We start from the raw sequence: 15,963 nt of genomic DNA, 5'->3' as shown, positions 1-15,963 counted from the left end.
GATCACTCGATCAGTCGTCGCCGCGGCCACGGGCGTAGTCGAGTGCCTTTCCGGGGGTTTCGAGCAGGTTGAGACTGATGCCGACGATGATAAAGAGGGTGTAGAGCCCGAGCGTTGACAGCCCGAGGATGAGCATCGCGGCGATGGCGTAGATCCCGTCGAGGAAGGAGAACGCTCCCAGGATGAGCACCGTCCCGTACAGCAGCACGAGGTACGGCCCCCAGCCGCGAGCGTGGCCCCGCCGCATCCGGGCTCGAACGTAGCGTTTCAGTTCCGACTCAACCGCGGGCTTGTCGACGGTGCGCCGCTCGACGTCGTCCTCGAACTCGTCGAACTCCGCCCGCAGCCGTCCGAGTTCCTCCTGGAGCGCGGCGACGTCCGGCGCTCCCTGCGGCCGCTCCTCGTCGCCGGCGTCGTCCGCGCCGTCCGACTCGCCGTTCATACCGGTGGGTCGGTCGCGGTCGTGTTGTAACTGCCGGTCCGCGGCGGGGTCGGCCGCGGTCGGGCCGGCGGCGGAACGGCCTCCGCCGCCGCGACCGATTCCGCCCTCGCGGTCCGGGCCTTCCCGGCCGGCCAACACCACGTTGACGACGCCGCCGACTACGACGACGACGGCAGCGAGGTACAGCCACGTGACGAGCAACAGGATGCCGCCGATGACGCCGTACACCTGAAACTGTCCGGCGCTCGCCGCGTACACCTGGAACCCGGCCTGCAGCAGCGTCCAGCCGACGGCGGCGACGGCCGCCCCGGGCAGCGCCTCTCGAAGCCCGATGTGGGGCTGGGGAAGCAGGTAGTACATCGGGAGGAAGACGACGGCGAGGAAGGCCGGCAACACGAGGATGCTCGCCGTCTCCACGAGCGGGACGGCGTCGGCGGCGGCGACGAACGCGCCGACGACGACCATCACGCTGACGCCGACGCCGACTGCGAGGACGACGGAGGCGGCGTCGATGAGTTGTTTCACGAAGTCCGGCGGCTGCTTGACGCCGTACAGCTCGGCGAACGCCGTGTCGAGTCCGCGGAACACCTTCAGCGTCGACCACACCAGCACGACGACGCCGAACACGCCCGCTCCCGTTCGGCCGCCGGCTGAGGAGATCGCTGCGGCCACCGCGTCCTCGCCGGCGGGCGTGAGGAAGTCACCGGCCGCCGTCACGAGCTCGCCGGCGATCACCTCGCCGAAGACGGCGGTCGCGACGACGACGAGCAGCAGGAGCGCCGGAATCAGCGAGACGAACGCGTAGTAGGCGATCGCGGCGGCGAGGAACGTCACCTGCCGGTCGATCGCGACGTCGACGACGCGGCGGGTCGTACCGAAGGCGCTGGTCGGGGAGGGGAACACGCTCCGCGGTTCGGGCGAGAGCGACAAAAAACGGGACGGTGCGGTCGGGATCCGCGAGGGACGCGGGCGAGAGGCGAGCGGGGCGTGGTCGGGACGGGGGAGCGAGCGAAGCGGGTCAGTTCGCGGCGTCGGCGCCACCGTCGGCATCGTCTGCGTCGTCCAGAACCGCCGCTCGCATCTCCGGAATCGAGGCGGTGGTCTTGACCGCGGTGCCGCGGTAGTGCGCGCGGCTGGCCTCGTATCCGGCCGCGCGAAGCGCGTCGACGAACTCGTCCATGCCGACGGCGGGCTCGCCCCACTCCTTGTACAGGCGGTGTTGGTCGTAGTGCGTGGGGGTGTCGATCTCGCGAGCGACGGTTCCGAGCAGCTTCCGAGCGCGCTTCGCCTCCCCCATGTCCTCGGTGACGTGGCGTCGAACCGCCCGGGCGAAGTCGGCGTCGGCGATCGACCCCAGCCACAGCGGTCCGGCCGTGAGCACGCGGTCGCCCCCGCAGACCGGGCAGCTCTCGACGGGATCGGCGATCAGCCCGCGCGTCGGCTCCCGCCAGAGGCAGTCCTCGCAGTTGTCGACGTATCCGAGCTCGTCGATGCAGGCGTCGGCCGCCCGCGCGCCGGACTCCAGTTCCAGGTACGTGCGCGCGTAGTGGCGCGAGACGTGCGAGACGATCGGGCGGGCCGCCTTGTCGTAGCGCGCCGCGGTGCGCACCAGCGCGGAGATCAGCGTCCGGAGCCCCATCTCCGGGTGATAGTCGGTGTTGCGCGGGACGGCGCCGTACTTCCGGATCCCGCTGTTGAGGTGCGCGCCGCAAAGCGGGGCGGTGTCGGTCGCCGTGACGCAGACGAGGTTGCGCGCGTTCGCGAGCGCGGCGTCAGCGAACGGGATCGGCGTCCCGTACGGGTCCAGATCGACGACGTCGAAGACGTTCTCGTACAGCAGGGCGTTGACGTCGCGGTGGACCGTCTCCCCGTCGAGGTCGTTGGCGGCGAGGTTCTCGGCCGCGAGGTCGACCGCGTCCGGGTCGACGTCGGCGCAGGTGACGTCGTACCCCTCGGCGGCGGCGCGGACCCCGCGGATACCCGACGCCGCCATCGCGTCGAGGTAGGACGCCGCGCGCGGTTCCCGGTCGCGGTACGCGCGCAGCACCGCGACGGTGACGTCGCGGTTCAGTTCCTGCGTCGGGTTGAAGAAGACCCCGCCACCGGTGCCCTCGCTGGCCCCGTCCCGGGCCTCGGGGACGGAGACGGTGAGACCGCCCTCCTCGATGTCCATGCCTCAGGTTCGGTCATCCGGCACAAAAGGACCGCGCTCCGCACGTCTCTCGCGGCGATTCGGCCCTCGGGGAGGGCGCGGCCGTGAAGCGGGGCTTTTAGCCCGTCACCGCGGATAGGTAGGCATACCAATGCACGCGACGCTCAATCGAGACCGTACCGGTCGTCCGGTGCCGACGGTCAGTCGGGAGCCGGCGATCCGGTCCGAGTCGGTGCCCCGCGTCGGTCGGAGCCGACGGGGGACCACAGAAGCGACAGGCGAACGCGACGCGACCGCGGAGGCGGATCGGAAATGGTGAGTCCGGCCCGCGTCGACGCGCTCACCGACCTCGCGTACGGCGCGCTGATCATCCTGTCGATCGTCCTCATCGCGACGCTGAACGCGAGCAACATCGGCGTCGCGTTCGGGATCGGGGTGTTCGCCTCGTACGTGGTCCACGTCGTCTGGAAGATGGCCCGGTTCGACCCCGACTGGATGACGCGGGAGGTCGCCGATCAGGTCGGCAGGGAAGTCGAAAAGAGCGTCGGCGATACCGTCAACAAAGAGGTCGAGCGGACCGTCGGCGACACCGTCAACAAGGAGGTTCAAAAGAGCGTCGGCGAGACGGTCAGCAAGGAGGTCGAAAAGAGCGTCGGCGAAACGGTCAGCAAGGAGGTCGAAAAGAGCGTCGGCGAGAAAGTCGAGGAGACCGTTGGCGAAAAGGTCGAAGAAACAGTTGGCGAGAAAGTCGAAGAGACCGTCGGCGAGAAAGTCGAAGAGACCGTCGAGAAGACCGTCGGCGACACTGTCAACAAGGAGGTCAGCGAAGTCGCCGACGACGTCAGCGACACCGTCAGCGAGGAGGTGACCGGAAAAGTCGAGGAGACCGTCGGCGAAGCCGTCGAAGAGACGGTGGGAGAAACCGTTGAGAAGACGGTCGAAAAAACGGTCGAGGAGAAGGTCGAAGAGAAAGTCGGGGATACAGTCGAGGAGAAGGTGGGAGAGACGGTCGAAGAGAAAGTCGGAGAGACAGTCGAGAAGACGGTCGAGGAGAAGGTGGGAGAGACGGTCGAAGAGAAGGTCGGAGAGACGGTCGAACAGAAGGTCGGAGAGACGGTCGAACAGAAGGTAGAGGAGACGGTCGGCGAGAAGGCCGATGACGCTGAGGATGCTGACGACGACTACACCGACAGTCGGCGCGACGACTACACCGACAGTCGGCGCGACGACTAACAGCTGCCGACCGACCGCCCGCTGTTTCTGATTCCGCAATATATTACCGCCTATTTTGGGTATTCCGAAGATAATAAACCTGTGAGCCCATTATTGGAGAGTGTACGATGGGCCAGCACGATCTGGATCGGAGTCTCGGGTTGTATCCGACGATGATGATCAGTATGGGTGCGATGATCGGGAGCGGGATCTTCGTGTTGCCGGCTCTGGGATACAAGAAGGCCGGACCGGCGGTGATCCTCGCCTACGTGCTGGCCGCGGTCGTCGTGTTGCCAGCCGCGCTCTCGAAAGCCGAGATGGCGACTGCGATGCCCGAGTCCGGCGGAACGTATCTCTACATCGACCGGGCGCTCGGCCCGTTGTTCGGGACGATCGCCGGGGTCGGAGCGTGGTTCTCGCTGGTGTTCAAGAGCTCGTTCGCGCTCGTCGGACTCGGCGCGTACCTGCTGTTGTTCGCGCCGCTCTCGCAGGGCGCGGTGGTGTACGTCGCGCTCGCGCTCGGAGCGGTCGTCGTCGCCCTGAACGTCTCGGGGACGAAGATGAGCGGCCAGATACAGGCGGTCATCGTCACGCTCGTCGTCGCGGGGCTGCTCGCGTACGTCCTCAACGCCGGGTTCGTCGCCGACCCCGCTCGGTACACCCCCGTCACGACCCACGGCAGCGGCGGCGTCATCACGGCCGCCGCCTTCGTCTTCGTTTCGTACGCGGGCGTCACGAAGATCGCGAGCGTCGCCGAGGAGGTGAAGGACCCGGGAACGAACCTCCCGCGCGCGATGCTCGGCTCGATGGCGATCATGACGCTCCTGTACATCGGGGTGGTCGGAGCGATCATCGGTCTGAGCGACCCGGAGGTGTTGAAGACGGGCGGCCCTGGCGGGACGGCGTCGCTTACCCCGATGGCCGACGGAGCGGACGCGCTCTTCGGCGGCTTCGGGATCGCGTTCATCTCCGTGATCGCCGTCGTCGCGCTCACGAGCATGGCCAACGCCGGCGTGTTGTCGTCCTCGCGGTTCCCGCTCGCGATGAGTCGCGACGACCTCCTCCCACCCGCGCTCCAAACCATCGACGACCGGTTCAAGACCCCGCGGAACGCCGTGCTGCTCACCGGGGTCGTGTTGCTGCTGCTCATCGCGTTCGTCCCGGTGATCGAGCTGGCGAAGCTGGCGAGCGCGTTCCAGATCCTCGTCTTCTCGATCATCAACCTCTCGCTGGTCGCGTTCCGCGAGGCGGACCTCCCGTCGTACCAGCCCGAGTTTCGGGCCCCCGGCTACCCGTACGTCCAGCTGTTCGGCTTCCTCGCGGGGATCGGCCTCTTGACCCAGATGGGGACGCTACCGATCCTCGGAGCGGTCGGGATCATCCTCGGGAGCGCGCTCGTGTACGTCGCGTACGGCCGGTCCAGGACGGACCGAACCGGAGCGATCGGAACGATCCTTCGGGCCCGTCGCGGCGAGGAAGACGACGGGATCGCCTCGACGGAACCGGAGTGACGGCGTACCGCGGAAGCGAGTCAGTAGTCGCGGTTGACGACGATAACGGGGTCGCCGGTCTCGTCGGCGATCCGGTCCGCGAGCGTCCCGAAGACCCGGTCACCGAGGCGGGCCTCCGGCTCGTACATCACGACCGCGTCGTACTCGGCCGCGACCCGGAGGATCTCCTCGTCGTGTTCGTCACCCTCCACGACCAGCGTGTCGACGGCCTCGGCGTCGAACCCGTCCTCGATCAGGCGCTCGCGGGTCTCCGTGACGACGGCCTCGCCTCGCTCGCGGGACTCCTCGCCCTCGACGACGTGGAACAGCGTGATCCGCTGGGTCGAGTCCTCGCTCAGGATCCGAACGAACGTCGGAAGCCGATCGAGTTCGGCGACGTCCGGGATCGGGACGAGGATCGTCTCGATCCCCTCGGTCGGGGCGGGGTCGAGCTCGGCGGCACAGTCCTCCTCGGCCGCGACCTGTTGGATGGCGGCCGCCCGATCCTTCCCGAACACGAGCCGCGTCCGGACGGACGCGCCGGCGTCCGCGAACGCGTCCGCGACCTCGTCGAGCGTCGCCTGCGCCTCCTCGCCGAACTGCTCTCTCGCCGAACTGGCCGGCGTCTGTTCGGGGAGGTCGTAGTGACCAAGGACCACGACCGAGAGCGAGGCCAGGTCCTCGACCAGCACCGGTGACAGGGGCTCGGGGTCAGGGAGCTCGAGCGGAACGAGGATCGTGTCTGCCATGGCTCCCCGTTGCTCGTCCAGAATAATAAACGGGCAGACTCACGACGTCGGCGGCGGCGTCTCGTCCCCCTCGGCGATGAACGCTTCGATGACCTCCTCCCCAGACGACTCCTTCGGAAGCACCGTCACCACGTCGTCCGGCCGGATCGTCGTGTCGTCGACGGGATGGATGATCGACCCGTCGCGCTCGATCGACGTCACGATGTCGTCGCTCGACAGGAGTCCGTCGGCCTGCGCCTCAGACGGAGAGCGACCCACGATCGGCGCGTCATCGGTGACGCATACCTCGATCACGGCGCTCCCGTCCGCGAGCGTGACGGTGTCCGTGACCACCGATCGCTTGGAGTCGTCAGCGAGGAACCGCGAGTACGGGGTGTGTAGTTCCGTCTGGAGCAATTCCTCGTCTTCGATGCGGATGTCGAGGCCCGAGAGCGCGCGGGCGATCTCGCGGAGGTCGCTCGTCTCCTCGCCGACCGCGACCACCTGAAGGTCCCGACGACCCGCCATCAGCACGCGCACGTTGATCACGCCGGGAATGGACCGGGCCGCGAGCGCCAAGCGCTCCCGCTCGTCGGCGGGAACGGTGCACATGAACACCGAGGTGAGTCGGCCGCCCGCCTGCTCGAAGTCGACGATGGCCGTGTATCCACGGATGACGCCCGCCTCCTCGAGGCGTTCGATCCGGTTTCGAACGGTCCCCGCCGAGACGTTCATATCCTCCGCGATCATCGGCGCGGAGGTGTTTCGCGCGTCCGACATCAGCGCGTGAATGATCTGTCGGTCGATCTCGTCGAGGTGGTGGCTCACGGGAGAGTGCCTCCTCCTCCGGGTGAGACCGCACTGTGTCGTCGAACGGTCATCATAAGAAATCATAGCCGCCAGAGCGTAATATGGCTTACTCACGAGGTCTCGCTCGCTCCTCGCGGACGCGAGCCGCCCGGTAACGTTACCGGCTCGTCGACGGAAACGTCACGCATGCACTTCGACGTGATCCGAGGCGACATCGCCGAACAGCGCGCGGACGCGCTCGTGAACGCCGCTGGAACCAGTCTGCAGATGGGCAGCGGCGTCGCCGGTGCGCTCCGCCGAAACGCTGGCGGACCGATACACGAGGCCGCCGTCTCGAAGGACACGACGACGTCACTCTGTTCGCCGGACTCTGCATCCGCGGCATCGGTGATCGCACCGGCAAACGCATCCCCCGGCGAGGAACTCGTAACCCGGAGCGTATCGGGATAGTTCAGGTCTTCGGACGCGGGTCCATTGACGTCATCGTCTGTCATTGATCTGGAGCGCCTCGTTAGGGAAGCGCTCGACAGGGTCATCGAGACCGGTCAACTCGATTCCGGTCAGTCCTTCGCGTACCGGTGGTGTCCCGATTCACTCGTCCTCGTCGGGCAATTGTTGAGGGAGCTCCGCACCGTGCTCGACCAATTCGGAATCAAACGAGACGAGGGCTGCGTCGGCAGCGTCGGCTGCCGAGAGGATCATCGCGTCCATGGGGTACAACAGCGTTTCCGATTGGAGGCAGTTCGCTGCCATCATATCGGAGGTGTCGGGAAAAGTCACGGTCATACGAGAGGTAACTCGGTTCTCGATAGCCTCGATGCGATTTCTCGATAGCCTCGATGCGATCTCGTTCGAACCGTTTCTCTTTGCTCAGAACACTCCGCAATTCCATGAGGCTAAGAACCGAAACGAGTGGACTGTCGACTTGATCAAGCAGTTCGATCGCTTCATCAGATCGATCGGTATCCCGAGTAACTGCTGCGACGAGAACGTTCGTGTCGAGGAGTATTCTCATAACCGTTCGCGGACGTCACGAACGGCTTCGACGGAGTCAACCTCGACGTCGAGTCCCAGCTCTGAGAGTGCCTGTCCGAGCGGGACCGTCTCGTCATCATCGGGGTCCGAGGAAACGAACTCCTCGAAGTCGTCTGGAGTGAGACTCATACCTGTTTTTATCCACCAACTCGCAAAAGACTACTGGTGGTCTCGTTGCGTAATGAGGCGACGGACCTCCAGACCGTCGGTTCGAGTATGCGTCTCACCGCAGTATCAACACTGTGAAACTGTTTCTGCGTTGCAGTTTCCCTCGTGTTTCGTCGTAATGCGGTGCTGTTTGAATTGACATGGACAGAGCCGACATCGAGCGAGGTAGAGGCGAAATCGTTCGTCGCCATGATTCCGTACACGTATCCGAATCAGATGATGTACCGACACTCGTCCGAAGTTCATCGGCCTCTGTTTGCTTGACTGACGACCGGATCGAGTCAGTTTGGTTATTCGTGACTGAGTCGACCTCGTCGAGCTGGCCGAAAACGTCGTTCGAGTTGGTAGCTGCGACCACTTCTAAGTGGGAGACGAGTGAGCACAAAGCAGTCGCTCAGTGTCGAAAAAGAATGTAAAGAAGTGTGGATGTTCGTTACTCGTTGCCGAACATCTGGCGCATCATCGGATGCATCTCCATCAGCTGCTCCTCGGCGATCTCCTCGTACAGCTTGTACGTGATCGAGACCGCGAGCAGCAGCCCGGTTCCGGAGACCTGTCCGATAGTGCCGAGCAGGTTCGCCATCACGGCGAGGAACCCGACGAGGGCGCCGCCGATGACGGTCACCTGCGGGATGTACCGCTCCATCACCTTCTCGACGACCTGTGGATTCCGCCGGAATCCGGGGATCTGCATCCCGGAGTTCTGGATCTGCTTCGCGGTCGCCTCCGGGCCCATCCCGGTCGTCTCCACCCAGAAGATGGCGAAGATCGCCCCGCCGACGATCATGAAGGTGAGGTCGATCGCGAGCCGAACCGCGATCATCCACGGTTCGCCGGTCGCCTCGCCGCGGAACCACATCCACTGCTCCGGCTGCTGAATGGGGTTCAGGTAGTAGAACAGTCCGGACGTGGGCTGTCCCTGCTCACCGTACGCCCCGAGCCACGCCGGCATCCCCGCCCACTGCGAGGAGAGGAGCTGGCCGAGGAACTGGATGTTCGCCTGCAGCGCGCGGACGAGGATCATCGGCAGGACGGACGCGTAGATGAGCTTCACCGGGAACCGACCGCGCGCGCCCTTCACGCGGGCGTGCGAGAGCGGGATCTCGACGCGGACCGACTCCGCGTACACCACGATCCCGAAGATGAACACCGTCGTGAACAGCGCGAGGATGTTCCCCGGCTCGAAGAGCAGCGACTCCAGCCCGGCCGACGTGAACGGCGACCCGAGCTGGGTGCCTCCCGTCGCGATCGCGTACCAGTTCGCGAAGAAACCGGGTGCGCCGAGCGCGGAGAAGCTGAAGAAGCCGCCGACGATCTGCTGGCTCACCGCCGCGATGATGAACAGCCCGACGCCGGAGCCGACGCCCCACTTGCTCACGATCTCGTCCATGAACAGGAGGAGGACGCCGCCGATGAAGATCTGCACGAAGATCAGCCCTTGAACGCCGAACGTCCCGATGCCGAGCGCCTGTCCGACGGCCGGGTCCGCGGGCAGGAACTGTCCGGTGAACACCATCGGCGCAGCTGTCAGCGCCGTGACGATGATCACCAGCAGCTTCTGGAGGCCCTGATACAGGACCTGGTCACGCGGGTCGTCGGTGTCGAGGCCCAGCAGATTCGCACCGCCCAACAGCTGGAGGACGATGGACGCCGTGACGATCGGTCCGATACCGACCTGAAGCAGCGAACCGGACTCGCCGGCGAGCACCGACCGGAACTGCCCGAAGAAGTCCGTTCCCCCCGCCGCCAACCCGAACGGGTTGATGTTGGTCAGGAAGAAGTAGACGATCAGGATGCCGGCCGTCCACGTGAGTTTCCGTCTGAACGGGACGTGACCCGTCGGTCGCTCCACGACGGGCATCCGCGAGAGCACCGGTTCGGCGGCCTCCTTCCAGCTCATGATTACGCCTCGTCAGTCTCGTCGTCTGAAGTGTTTTCTGATTCGGCGGCGGCTTCCTCGGCGCGCTCGGAGAGCGTCGCCTCGCCGCCGGCCTCCTCGATCAGCTCGACCGCGCCGGCGGTGAACGCGTCGGCCGTGACGCGGAGCTCGCGGCGGACCTGCCCGCCGCCGAGCACTTTTACGACGTCGGCGTCGTGGCCGTCGTCGACGACGTCGCGCGCGTCGATCACGTAGGCGTCGCCGTCTTCCTCGGCGAGGTCCTCCGCGGCGTACAGCGCCGCGTCCTCGTCGAGCTTCTGGACCTTGACCTCGAGGACTTCCGTCTGGGCGTCCTCGGGGCGCTTGAATCCGTACTTGCCGAGCGGCCCGTAGTTGTGGAACTCGTGTTTCGAGCGGCCGGCCGCGCCGCGACCGCCACGGTGCCCGGCGCCGCGCCGGTTCTTGTGCGTTCCGCCGCCGTGCGTCCGGGATCCGCGCTGTCGACGTTTCTTGCTCGTCATCGCATCGCCTCCAGGAGACCGTCGATCTCCTCGGTCGTGTGTCTGCCGAGCTCGCCTCCCTCGATCACGGGGTGTTTGATGCCCTCGTGACCGCCGCGGGGCGCGTGGAGTCGCAGCGTCGGGGAGAGCCCCTGCTCGCGCAGAGTCGTCTCCTCGGCGACGAGCGCCTCCGCCAGCGCCTCCACGTCGGCGTAGTCGGTGTTGTCGTCGATCCACTCGTCGTCGATGTCGGCGGAGCCCTCGAGGGGCTCGCCGCGTCGCGCGATGGTGGTCGCGACGGCGTCGACGCTCGGTTCCCCGAACGCGACGATGTCGTTCACCTTGGTGATCATGCCGCGGTACGAGTCCGTCTCAGGGACGAACGTCGCGTGGTTGACGCGCCCGACGTTCAGCATGTCGAGCGTGTCCTCGACGCCGTACTCGAGGTTGACGTCACCGCGGAGCTGCACGATCGCCTGCATCACTCGCTCACCTCGTCGTAGTGGACCTCGCGGGCGTGCTGCGGAGTGCGGGACTGCGCCGCGTTCTCCAGCGCGTTGAACGTCGCCTTCGCGAGGTTTACCGTCGTGCGGGTGTTGCCGTCGGAGCTCGTCCAGGCGTCCTCGACGCCAGCGAGCTCCAGGATGTTCCGGACCGTCTCCGCGGCCGCGAGTCCCAGCCCCTGCGGGGCGGGCTTGATCTCGACGGTGACGGAGCCGGCCTTGCCGGTGGCCGTCCGGGTCAGGGAGTTCGTGCCGCCGGGCTGGTCCTCCCAGGAGCCGGAGCCGCGGTCCACCTTGATGATGTTCAGCTTCGCGACGTCGATCGCCTTCTGAATGGCGCCGCCGACCTGGTCGTCCCGGGCCTGCGCGTAGCCGAGGTAGCCGTCGCGGTTGCCCACGGCGACCACGCAGCGGAACTTCACGCGGCGGCCGGAGTCGGTCATGCGCTGGACCATGTTGATGTCCAGCACCTCGTCTTCCAGCCCCGGGAGGAGCTGGTCGACGATCTCCGCCTCCTTCAGCGGGAGGCCGGAGTCGAGCGCCTGTTCCATCGACGTGATGTCGCCGTCCTGTACCTTGCGGCCGAGTCGCGTCCGCGGTTCCCAGCCGTCGTTGTGTCTACTCATGGTCCTCCTGGATTGTCGCGAGCACGTCGTCGAAGTGCTCGGGTAAGTCGGCCGCGTCGAACTCGCCGCTGTACAGCGGCTCGTCGAGCTGCTCGTCGTACGCGGCGATGTGCTCGCCTCGCGTACGCGACCAGTCGGCCAGCACGCTGTCGTTGTGCGGGATCTCGAGGCCGGCGTCGATCGCTCCTTCCTGTACTGCGAACGTCTTGTTGCCGGGCGTCGCCGTGTTGAGCCCGATGTCGAGCACGGCCTCGTCGAGGCCGGCATCGACGGCGCGGGCGCCCACGAGGTATCCCGTGAGGTACGCGCTGGGGAGGTTGCCCGTGGGGGCGTCCCAGCCGTACTCCGCGAGGTCCTCGCTGGAGGCGGCCGCGTGGGTCTCGTCGCCGTCGGGTCCGGGGGTTACCAGCTGCGCCCTGATGTGAGCGTTGCTCGCCCGGGCGACCAGGCGAGGCTTGCCCGATTTCAGCAGGCGCAACCTCTGATGGTAATCAGTCCGGACCTCGCGGCGGCGCCGCATCGGCACCTTGTATCGTGGTCCTGTCGCCATTAGTCGGTCACCTCATAGCCGTACTGCGTCTGGATGTACGCCTCCAGTCGCGCGACGTCCTCGAACTCGCCGCCGCTCGCCTTGTTGTAAAGCGTGCGGTACTCGCTGGCGTCGAGCACGTCCTTGTCGTCGCGGAGTTCCCTCAGGCGGGCGCGCTGCGCGCGGATCCGCGCCTTCCAGTCGTCCTTCGTGTTCTGTCGCGCACCGGCCTTCCCCTTCCGGGTGCCGGCGCCGGACTTGTGTCCGTACGAGCGCTTCGCGGCGCGCTCGCGGGCCCGACCGCGGGAGTTCGACTTCGCGTCCTTCGCGCGGATCGTGCCCTGTTCGATGAGCTCGCGGACGTCCTCGCGGGTGATGGCGTCCTCGATCTCCTCCTGTGCCTCGGGGTCGAGCCAGACGCGGCCCTTGCCGACGTCCAGCTCGTCCGCTGCGAGCCGTTTCTGTGCTTTCAGGTCACTCATCGTCGTCGACCTCCACTTCGACGTAGGTCGGGTTCAGCACGCGGATCTCGCGCTCCTCCGCCTCGTCTTCGATCAGTTCGCGCTTGCGACCGCCGACCTTCGAGGCGATCCGCACCGCCTGCGTGTCGCCGTCGACGCCCTCGAGGTCGTCCGTGTTGTGCACGCGGACCTCCTCGAAGCCGCTCGGGTGCAGGTCGCGGGACGCCCTCGGAGAGCGGAACCCCGCCTCGACGACGGGGCCCTTCGCTTTCATCCGACGGCGCTGCTTCGAGAGTCCGCCGCGCGGCTTGCGCCACGACGTCGGGATGCGCTTTTTCTTGTGGTAGTCCTGCCGGTTGAACTGGGGTTTTCCCTCGCGGTGCTTCTGTGCGAGCGCGCGAGCGGTCTCGTCGTCCAGTTCCGGCGTCTTGTCGGCGTGACCGCGGGGGCGAAGCTCCGTCTCGACCTCCTCGTCGGCCTCGGCCTCGTCGGCCTCCTCCTCCTCGTCGGTCTCGTCTTCGATCTCCGCGTCCGCCTCCTCGTCGACCTCCAGCCCGCCGACGTCGGCCTTGATTCGCGCTGCGAGCGCGTTGCCGACGCCTTCGACCTCGGAGAGCTCCGACTGGGAGGCGGCCTTCACGTCCTCGACCGTCTCGTAGCCGGCCTCGCGAAGGGCGTCCGCCTTCGAGGGACCGACACCGCTGATGTCTTCCAGTTCTTCGGCCATTGGTTAGGCACCTCCGGTGGGCTTCTCGACGATGTACACGCCGTCCTGGAAGACGCGCGTGTCCTTGTCGGTCACCTTCGTCAGCTGTTCGATGTCGGCGGCGGTCTGCCCGACGGCCTCCTTGTCGGAGCCCGTAAGCCGTACCGTCTCGCCGTCGACCTGTACCTCCGTGTCACCGCGGATCGGGGTGCGTCGCTGTGCTCGCTCGCCGAGGAAGTTCTCGATGACGACCTCGTCGCCCTCCACGGACACCTGCATCGGGAAGTGGGCGTAGTACACTTCCATCGTGTACTCCCATCCGTCGGTGACGCCGTGGATCATGTTGGCGACGTGGCTCTCGAAGGTGCCGACCGTGGCGTTCGTCTTCGCGTCCTCGTTCTCGGAAGCGATCGCGACGACACCGTCCTCGACCGTGACCTCGACGTCGGGGTACCAGAGGCGTCGCGTGACGCTCCCGTTGGGACCCTCGACGGTGAGTTCGAGGTGGTCGGTCGCGGCGGAGACGTCGTCCGGAATCTCGATTTCGACTCTGTTCATTGTTAGTAGACGTATGCGATCACTTGGCCGCCGATGCCCGCTTCGCGTGCATCGTAGTGGCTCATGACGCCGTGGCTCGTCGTGACGATGAGCGTCCCGTAGTCACGGGCCGGGAGGTATCGCTTCTCCCACTTCTCGAACTCGTCCGCGCCCGCGGAGTAGCGGGGCTTGACGGCGCCACACTCGTTGATCGCGCCTTTCAGTTCGACCTCGAACTTCCCGGCTTTCCCGTCGTCGACGTACTCGAAGCCGTCGACGTACCCGCGGTCGTAGAGGACCTCGAGGACGGAGCCGATGATGTTGGAGGCGGGCTCAACCGTGTACGACAGGTGGCCAACGCTCTCGGCGTTGTCCATGCCGGCGAGCGCGTTGGTGAATGGATCGTTTCCTGTCATGATCAGCTGTACTTCTCGAATCCCATGTCTCGGGCGACTTCGCGGAAACACTGCCTGCAGAGGTTGATGTCGTACTTGCCGACGAGCCCCTGCTCGCGGTCGCACCGCCGGCAGGTGTGCCGGGTGTCGGTGCGCTTCGCCGCGTGTTCGCCCGTGTCGTTGTTCGCTTCGCTCATTCCGTTACCTCTACGTCGAAGTTGGTCTCGAGGAACGCCGCTGCGTCCTCGACGGTCATCCGGTGTTTCGCGGGGATAGACGCCGTCGCCTTGTCCCGCTTCGACACGCGGTAGCCGGGCCGGACGATCGTCGTCGTCACGTCGAGCCCGTAGATGCCGATGTTCGGGTTGTACTCCTGGCTCGGGAAGTCGGTGTGGTCCTCGACCCCGAAGCTCAGGTTGCCCGTGTCGTCGAACTGGCTGGCGGAGACGTCGACGATGTCGAGCGCGGTCTCGAGGAACCCGTGCGCGTCCTCGCCCCGCAGCGTCACCTTGACGCCGATCGGGTCGCCCTTGCGGATCCCGAATTCGGCGATGGTGCGCTTCGAGGTGGTCCGGACCGACTGCTGGCCCGTGATCTCCTCGATGATCTCCTCGGCGTCGGCGAGCGGCTCACCGCCCTGCCCGACGCCCATGTGGACGACGATCTTCTCGAGGTACGGTTCGCGCATCTCGTGGGCGGCGCTCTCGGCTTCACTCATCCGAATCACCCGCCTCCTCGGCGTCGTCGCCGGTAAAGTTCTCGTCGATGACGACGAGGTACTCCTCGACCGTCTCGTAGCCGTCGCCGTCGTCGGCGACGTACACGGTGTTCGATCCCGAGCCGAGCGTCACGTCGATGTCGTCGACCTCGCCGATGCGGCCGGCGTGCTGGCCGGCGACGGCGGTGACGAGCGCGCCCTCCTCGTACTCGAAGTGGGCGACGACCTCCTTCGACTCGTTGTCGATGACGATCGAGTCTTTGGTGTCGTACGACGCGTCCGCGTCGACGCGAACGTTCGTCCCGTCGTGGAGCGTCAGCTGGACGTCTCCGCCGGGGACGACGGACTTGTTCGTGATCCGTCCGAGCCGGCTGCCCGCGGCCTCCTCGTCGACGGGGCTCAGCGCGAGCCGACCGCCCTCGTCGGGGAAGACGCGGAAGAACTCCCCGCGCTCGGGGAACGCCAGGATGTCGAACATCCCGATCGGACGCTGCTCGTCCGAGATCGCGTCCCCGTTGACGAGGACCGAGTCGTTGTTCAGCGCGTAGCGCGCCTCCTTCGTCGAGTCGACGTAACCGAGCACGTCCCGCAGCAGGACGACGAGCGGAACGCCCGCCTCACCGTGCGGGCCGGCGCCGGCCTTGACGGTGAACGTGTTGGTCTTGCGCTCGACCGGCCAGGAGTTCGGTACTGCCAGTCGCTTCTGATGTCGCGTCATTCGTTATCCTCCTGGAGCCGCGCCTCCCGGCGATCGTCTTCCAGGTCCAGATCGGTCACCCGGACGTTGCTCGCCGGGATGGGGCGGGGAACCTCCTCCCCGTCCGCCTTCTCGACGGTGACGTCCTCGACGGTGATCCGTTCCGCGGACAGGTCGACGGAGATGACCTCCGCCTCCGTCCCGGCCGCGTCGCCGCGAAGCACCTCGACGGTGTCGCCGGCGTTGACGCGGACGTTGCGCTGTCCGTACTCCTCGCGAAGGTCTTCCGTGAGGGTGGCCCGGACCTGGCTCTGCCGCTCGTGGAGCGGCGCGGTCTCCGACCGTTTTCGTTGTTTGCGTGGCTGTTTCGTCATG

The 15,963-nt window shown here is 66.4% G+C and carries 21 protein-coding genes and 2 pseudogenes; 3 read left to right on the top strand and 20 right to left on the bottom strand.

Annotated elements, in window-relative coordinates:
- Positions 1–10 precede the first annotated feature (10 nt).
- Together R6U01_RS00380 and R6U01_RS00375 are read right to left on the bottom strand one after the other, a co-directional pair.
- Positions 11–1,345 (bottom strand): YihY/virulence factor BrkB family protein, encoded by a 1,335-nt coding sequence (locus R6U01_RS00380; RefSeq protein WP_410284476.1) that lies wholly within the window; start codon positions 1,343–1,345, stop codon positions 11–13.
- Positions 1,346–1,460: 115 nt separating this feature from the next.
- A complete protein-coding gene (locus R6U01_RS00375; RefSeq protein WP_410284475.1) occupies positions 1,461–2,615 on the bottom strand; it encodes a tRNA (guanine(26)-N(2))-dimethyltransferase in 1,155 nt (384 codons plus the stop codon).
- Between the two features lie 291 nt (positions 2,616–2,906).
- On the opposite strand from R6U01_RS00375, the gene R6U01_RS00370 reads away from it, so the two are divergent.
- On the top strand, positions 2,907–3,827 hold the full coding sequence (locus R6U01_RS00370; protein WP_410284474.1) for a hypothetical protein: 921 nt from the start codon (positions 2,907–2,909) through the stop codon (positions 3,825–3,827).
- A gap of 107 nt (positions 3,828–3,934) precedes the next feature.
- Positions 3,935–5,317: an APC family permease gene (locus tag R6U01_RS00365; RefSeq protein ID WP_410284473.1), complete on the top strand. Its 1,383-nt coding sequence runs from the start codon at positions 3,935–3,937 to the stop codon at positions 5,315–5,317.
- Positions 5,318–5,337: 20 nt separating this feature from the next.
- Here the strand turns inward: R6U01_RS00365 and R6U01_RS00360 are convergent, their stop codons facing one another.
- Positions 5,338–6,045 (bottom strand): universal stress protein, encoded by a 708-nt coding sequence (locus R6U01_RS00360; RefSeq protein WP_410284472.1) that lies wholly within the window; start codon positions 6,043–6,045, stop codon positions 5,338–5,340.
- A 39-nt stretch (positions 6,046–6,084) separates the two neighbouring features.
- Positions 6,085–6,852, bottom strand: coding sequence for a winged helix-turn-helix transcriptional regulator (locus R6U01_RS00355; RefSeq protein WP_410284471.1), 768 nt, complete (start codon positions 6,850–6,852; stop codon positions 6,085–6,087).
- 168 nt (positions 6,853–7,020) lie between these two features.
- Between R6U01_RS00355 and R6U01_RS00350 the strand changes: the two are divergent.
- Positions 7,021–7,173, top strand: a pseudogene (locus tag R6U01_RS00350) (macro domain-containing protein); the annotation flags it as partial.
- 252 nt (positions 7,174–7,425) lie between these two features.
- Here R6U01_RS00350 and R6U01_RS00345 read toward each other — a convergent pair.
- The 16 genes and pseudogenes from R6U01_RS00345 to rplX all read right to left on the bottom strand — a co-directional run bounded on the left by R6U01_RS00345 (position 7,426) and on the right by rplX (position 15,962).
- Complete coding sequence (locus R6U01_RS00345) at positions 7,426–7,620, bottom strand: hypothetical protein (RefSeq protein ID WP_410284491.1); 195 nt, start codon at positions 7,618–7,620, stop codon at positions 7,426–7,428.
- A 94-nt stretch (positions 7,621–7,714) separates the two neighbouring features.
- A pseudogene (locus R6U01_RS00340) lies at positions 7,715–7,849 on the bottom strand (PIN domain-containing protein); the annotation flags it as partial.
- Entirely contained in the window at positions 7,846–7,998 is a 153-nt protein-coding gene (locus R6U01_RS00335) for a hypothetical protein (RefSeq protein WP_410284470.1), read from the bottom strand. The gene R6U01_RS00335 and the pseudogene R6U01_RS00340, both read right to left, overlap by 4 nt.
- Positions 7,999–8,470: 472 nt before the next feature.
- Positions 8,471–9,937, bottom strand: coding sequence for a preprotein translocase subunit SecY (gene secY, locus R6U01_RS00330; RefSeq protein WP_410284469.1), 1,467 nt, complete (start codon positions 9,935–9,937; stop codon positions 8,471–8,473).
- A 2-nt stretch (positions 9,938–9,939) separates the two neighbouring features.
- Entirely contained in the window at positions 9,940–10,437 is a 498-nt protein-coding gene (locus R6U01_RS00325; RefSeq protein ID WP_410284468.1) for an uL15m family ribosomal protein, read from the bottom strand.
- Positions 10,434–10,898, bottom strand: a complete 465-nt coding sequence (locus R6U01_RS00320; RefSeq protein ID WP_410284467.1) for a 50S ribosomal protein L30 — start codon at positions 10,896–10,898, stop codon at positions 10,434–10,436. The genes R6U01_RS00325 and R6U01_RS00320 overlap by 4 nt, the downstream gene beginning before the upstream one ends.
- The gene (locus tag R6U01_RS00315; RefSeq protein ID WP_410284466.1) at positions 10,898–11,545 is read right to left on the bottom strand and encodes a 30S ribosomal protein S5; all 648 of its coding nucleotides are present in this window, start codon (positions 11,543–11,545) and stop codon (positions 10,898–10,900) included. The genes R6U01_RS00320 and R6U01_RS00315 overlap by 1 nt, the downstream gene beginning before the upstream one ends.
- Positions 11,538–12,095: a 50S ribosomal protein L18 gene (locus R6U01_RS00310; protein WP_410284465.1), complete on the bottom strand. Its 558-nt coding sequence runs from the start codon at positions 12,093–12,095 to the stop codon at positions 11,538–11,540. The genes R6U01_RS00315 and R6U01_RS00310 overlap by 8 nt, the downstream gene beginning before the upstream one ends.
- Positions 12,095–12,556, bottom strand: coding sequence for a 50S ribosomal protein L19e (locus R6U01_RS00305; protein ID WP_410284464.1), 462 nt, complete (start codon positions 12,554–12,556; stop codon positions 12,095–12,097). Before R6U01_RS00305 ends, R6U01_RS00310 begins: the two co-directional genes overlap by 1 nt.
- Complete coding sequence (locus tag R6U01_RS00300) at positions 12,549–13,262, bottom strand: 50S ribosomal protein L32e (RefSeq protein WP_410284463.1); 714 nt, start codon at positions 13,260–13,262, stop codon at positions 12,549–12,551. Before R6U01_RS00300 ends, R6U01_RS00305 begins: the two co-directional genes overlap by 8 nt.
- A gap of 3 nt (positions 13,263–13,265) precedes the next feature.
- Positions 13,266–13,799 (bottom strand): 50S ribosomal protein L6, encoded by a 534-nt coding sequence (locus R6U01_RS00295; protein ID WP_410284462.1) that lies wholly within the window; start codon positions 13,797–13,799, stop codon positions 13,266–13,268.
- Positions 13,800–13,801: 2 nt separating this feature from the next.
- A complete protein-coding gene (locus R6U01_RS00290; protein ID WP_410284461.1) occupies positions 13,802–14,194 on the bottom strand; it encodes a 30S ribosomal protein S8 in 393 nt (130 codons plus the stop codon).
- Between the two features lie 2 nt (positions 14,195–14,196).
- Positions 14,197–14,370, bottom strand: a complete 174-nt coding sequence (locus tag R6U01_RS00285; RefSeq protein ID WP_092566565.1) for a 30S ribosomal protein S14 — start codon at positions 14,368–14,370, stop codon at positions 14,197–14,199.
- Positions 14,367–14,891, bottom strand: coding sequence for a 50S ribosomal protein L5 (locus R6U01_RS00280; RefSeq protein WP_410284460.1), 525 nt, complete (start codon positions 14,889–14,891; stop codon positions 14,367–14,369). The genes R6U01_RS00285 and R6U01_RS00280 overlap by 4 nt, the downstream gene beginning before the upstream one ends.
- Positions 14,884–15,609 (bottom strand): 30S ribosomal protein S4e, encoded by a 726-nt coding sequence (locus tag R6U01_RS00275; protein ID WP_410284459.1) that lies wholly within the window; start codon positions 15,607–15,609, stop codon positions 14,884–14,886. The genes R6U01_RS00280 and R6U01_RS00275 overlap by 8 nt, the downstream gene beginning before the upstream one ends.
- Positions 15,606–15,962 carry a 50S ribosomal protein L24 gene (gene rplX, locus R6U01_RS00270; protein ID WP_410284458.1) on the bottom strand — a complete coding sequence of 119 codons (357 nt, stop codon included), beginning with the start codon at positions 15,960–15,962 and terminating at the stop codon, positions 15,606–15,608. The genes R6U01_RS00275 and rplX overlap by 4 nt, the downstream gene beginning before the upstream one ends.
- Position 15,963 lies beyond the last annotated feature (1 nt).

The organism is Halorubrum sp. (genome assembly GCF_046498025.1).
Taxonomy (GTDB): domain Archaea; phylum Halobacteriota; class Halobacteria; order Halobacteriales; family Haloferacaceae; genus Halorubrum.
The sequence above is the reverse complement of the archived record's forward strand: the minus strand, read 5'-3'. Positions and strand labels throughout refer to the sequence as shown.

Coding starts and splice junctions, on each gene's coding strand:
- R6U01_RS00375 (WP_410284475.1), bottom strand. CDS start 2,615: ATGGACATCGAGGAGGGCGGTCTCACCGTCTCCGTCCCCGAGGCCCGG.
- R6U01_RS00370 (WP_410284474.1), top strand. CDS start 2,907: ATGGTGAGTCCGGCCCGCGTCGACGCGCTCACCGACCTCGCGTACGGC.
- R6U01_RS00365 (WP_410284473.1), top strand. CDS start 3,935: ATGGGCCAGCACGATCTGGATCGGAGTCTCGGGTTGTATCCGACGATG.
- R6U01_RS00360 (WP_410284472.1), bottom strand. CDS start 6,045: ATGGCAGACACGATCCTCGTTCCGCTCGAGCTCCCTGACCCCGAGCCC.
- R6U01_RS00345 (WP_410284491.1), bottom strand. CDS start 7,620: ATGACCGTGACTTTTCCCGACACCTCCGATATGATGGCAGCGAACTGC.
- R6U01_RS00335 (WP_410284470.1), bottom strand. CDS start 7,998: ATGAGTCTCACTCCAGACGACTTCGAGGAGTTCGTTTCCTCGGACCCC.
- secY (WP_410284469.1), bottom strand. CDS start 9,937: ATGAGCTGGAAGGAGGCCGCCGAACCGGTGCTCTCGCGGATGCCCGTC.
- R6U01_RS00325 (WP_410284468.1), bottom strand. CDS start 10,437: ATGACGAGCAAGAAACGTCGACAGCGCGGATCCCGGACGCACGGCGGC.
- R6U01_RS00320 (WP_410284467.1), bottom strand. CDS start 10,898: ATGCAGGCGATCGTGCAGCTCCGCGGTGACGTCAACCTCGAGTACGGC.
- R6U01_RS00315 (WP_410284466.1), bottom strand. CDS start 11,545: ATGAGTAGACACAACGACGGCTGGGAACCGCGGACGCGACTCGGCCGC.
- R6U01_RS00310 (WP_410284465.1), bottom strand. CDS start 12,095: ATGGCGACAGGACCACGATACAAGGTGCCGATGCGGCGCCGCCGCGAG.
- R6U01_RS00305 (WP_410284464.1), bottom strand. CDS start 12,556: ATGAGTGACCTGAAAGCACAGAAACGGCTCGCAGCGGACGAGCTGGAC.
- R6U01_RS00300 (WP_410284463.1), bottom strand. CDS start 13,262: ATGGCCGAAGAACTGGAAGACATCAGCGGTGTCGGTCCCTCGAAGGCG.
- R6U01_RS00295 (WP_410284462.1), bottom strand. CDS start 13,799: ATGAACAGAGTCGAAATCGAGATTCCGGACGACGTCTCCGCCGCGACC.
- R6U01_RS00290 (WP_410284461.1), bottom strand. CDS start 14,194: ATGACAGGAAACGATCCATTCACCAACGCGCTCGCCGGCATGGACAAC.
- R6U01_RS00285 (WP_092566565.1), bottom strand. CDS start 14,370: ATGAGCGAAGCGAACAACGACACGGGCGAACACGCGGCGAAGCGCACC.
- R6U01_RS00280 (WP_410284460.1), bottom strand. CDS start 14,891: ATGAGTGAAGCCGAGAGCGCCGCCCACGAGATGCGCGAACCGTACCTC.
- R6U01_RS00275 (WP_410284459.1), bottom strand. CDS start 15,609: ATGACGCGACATCAGAAGCGACTGGCAGTACCGAACTCCTGGCCGGTC.
- rplX (WP_410284458.1), bottom strand. CDS start 15,962: ATGACGAAACAGCCACGCAAACAACGAAAACGGTCGGAGACCGCGCCG.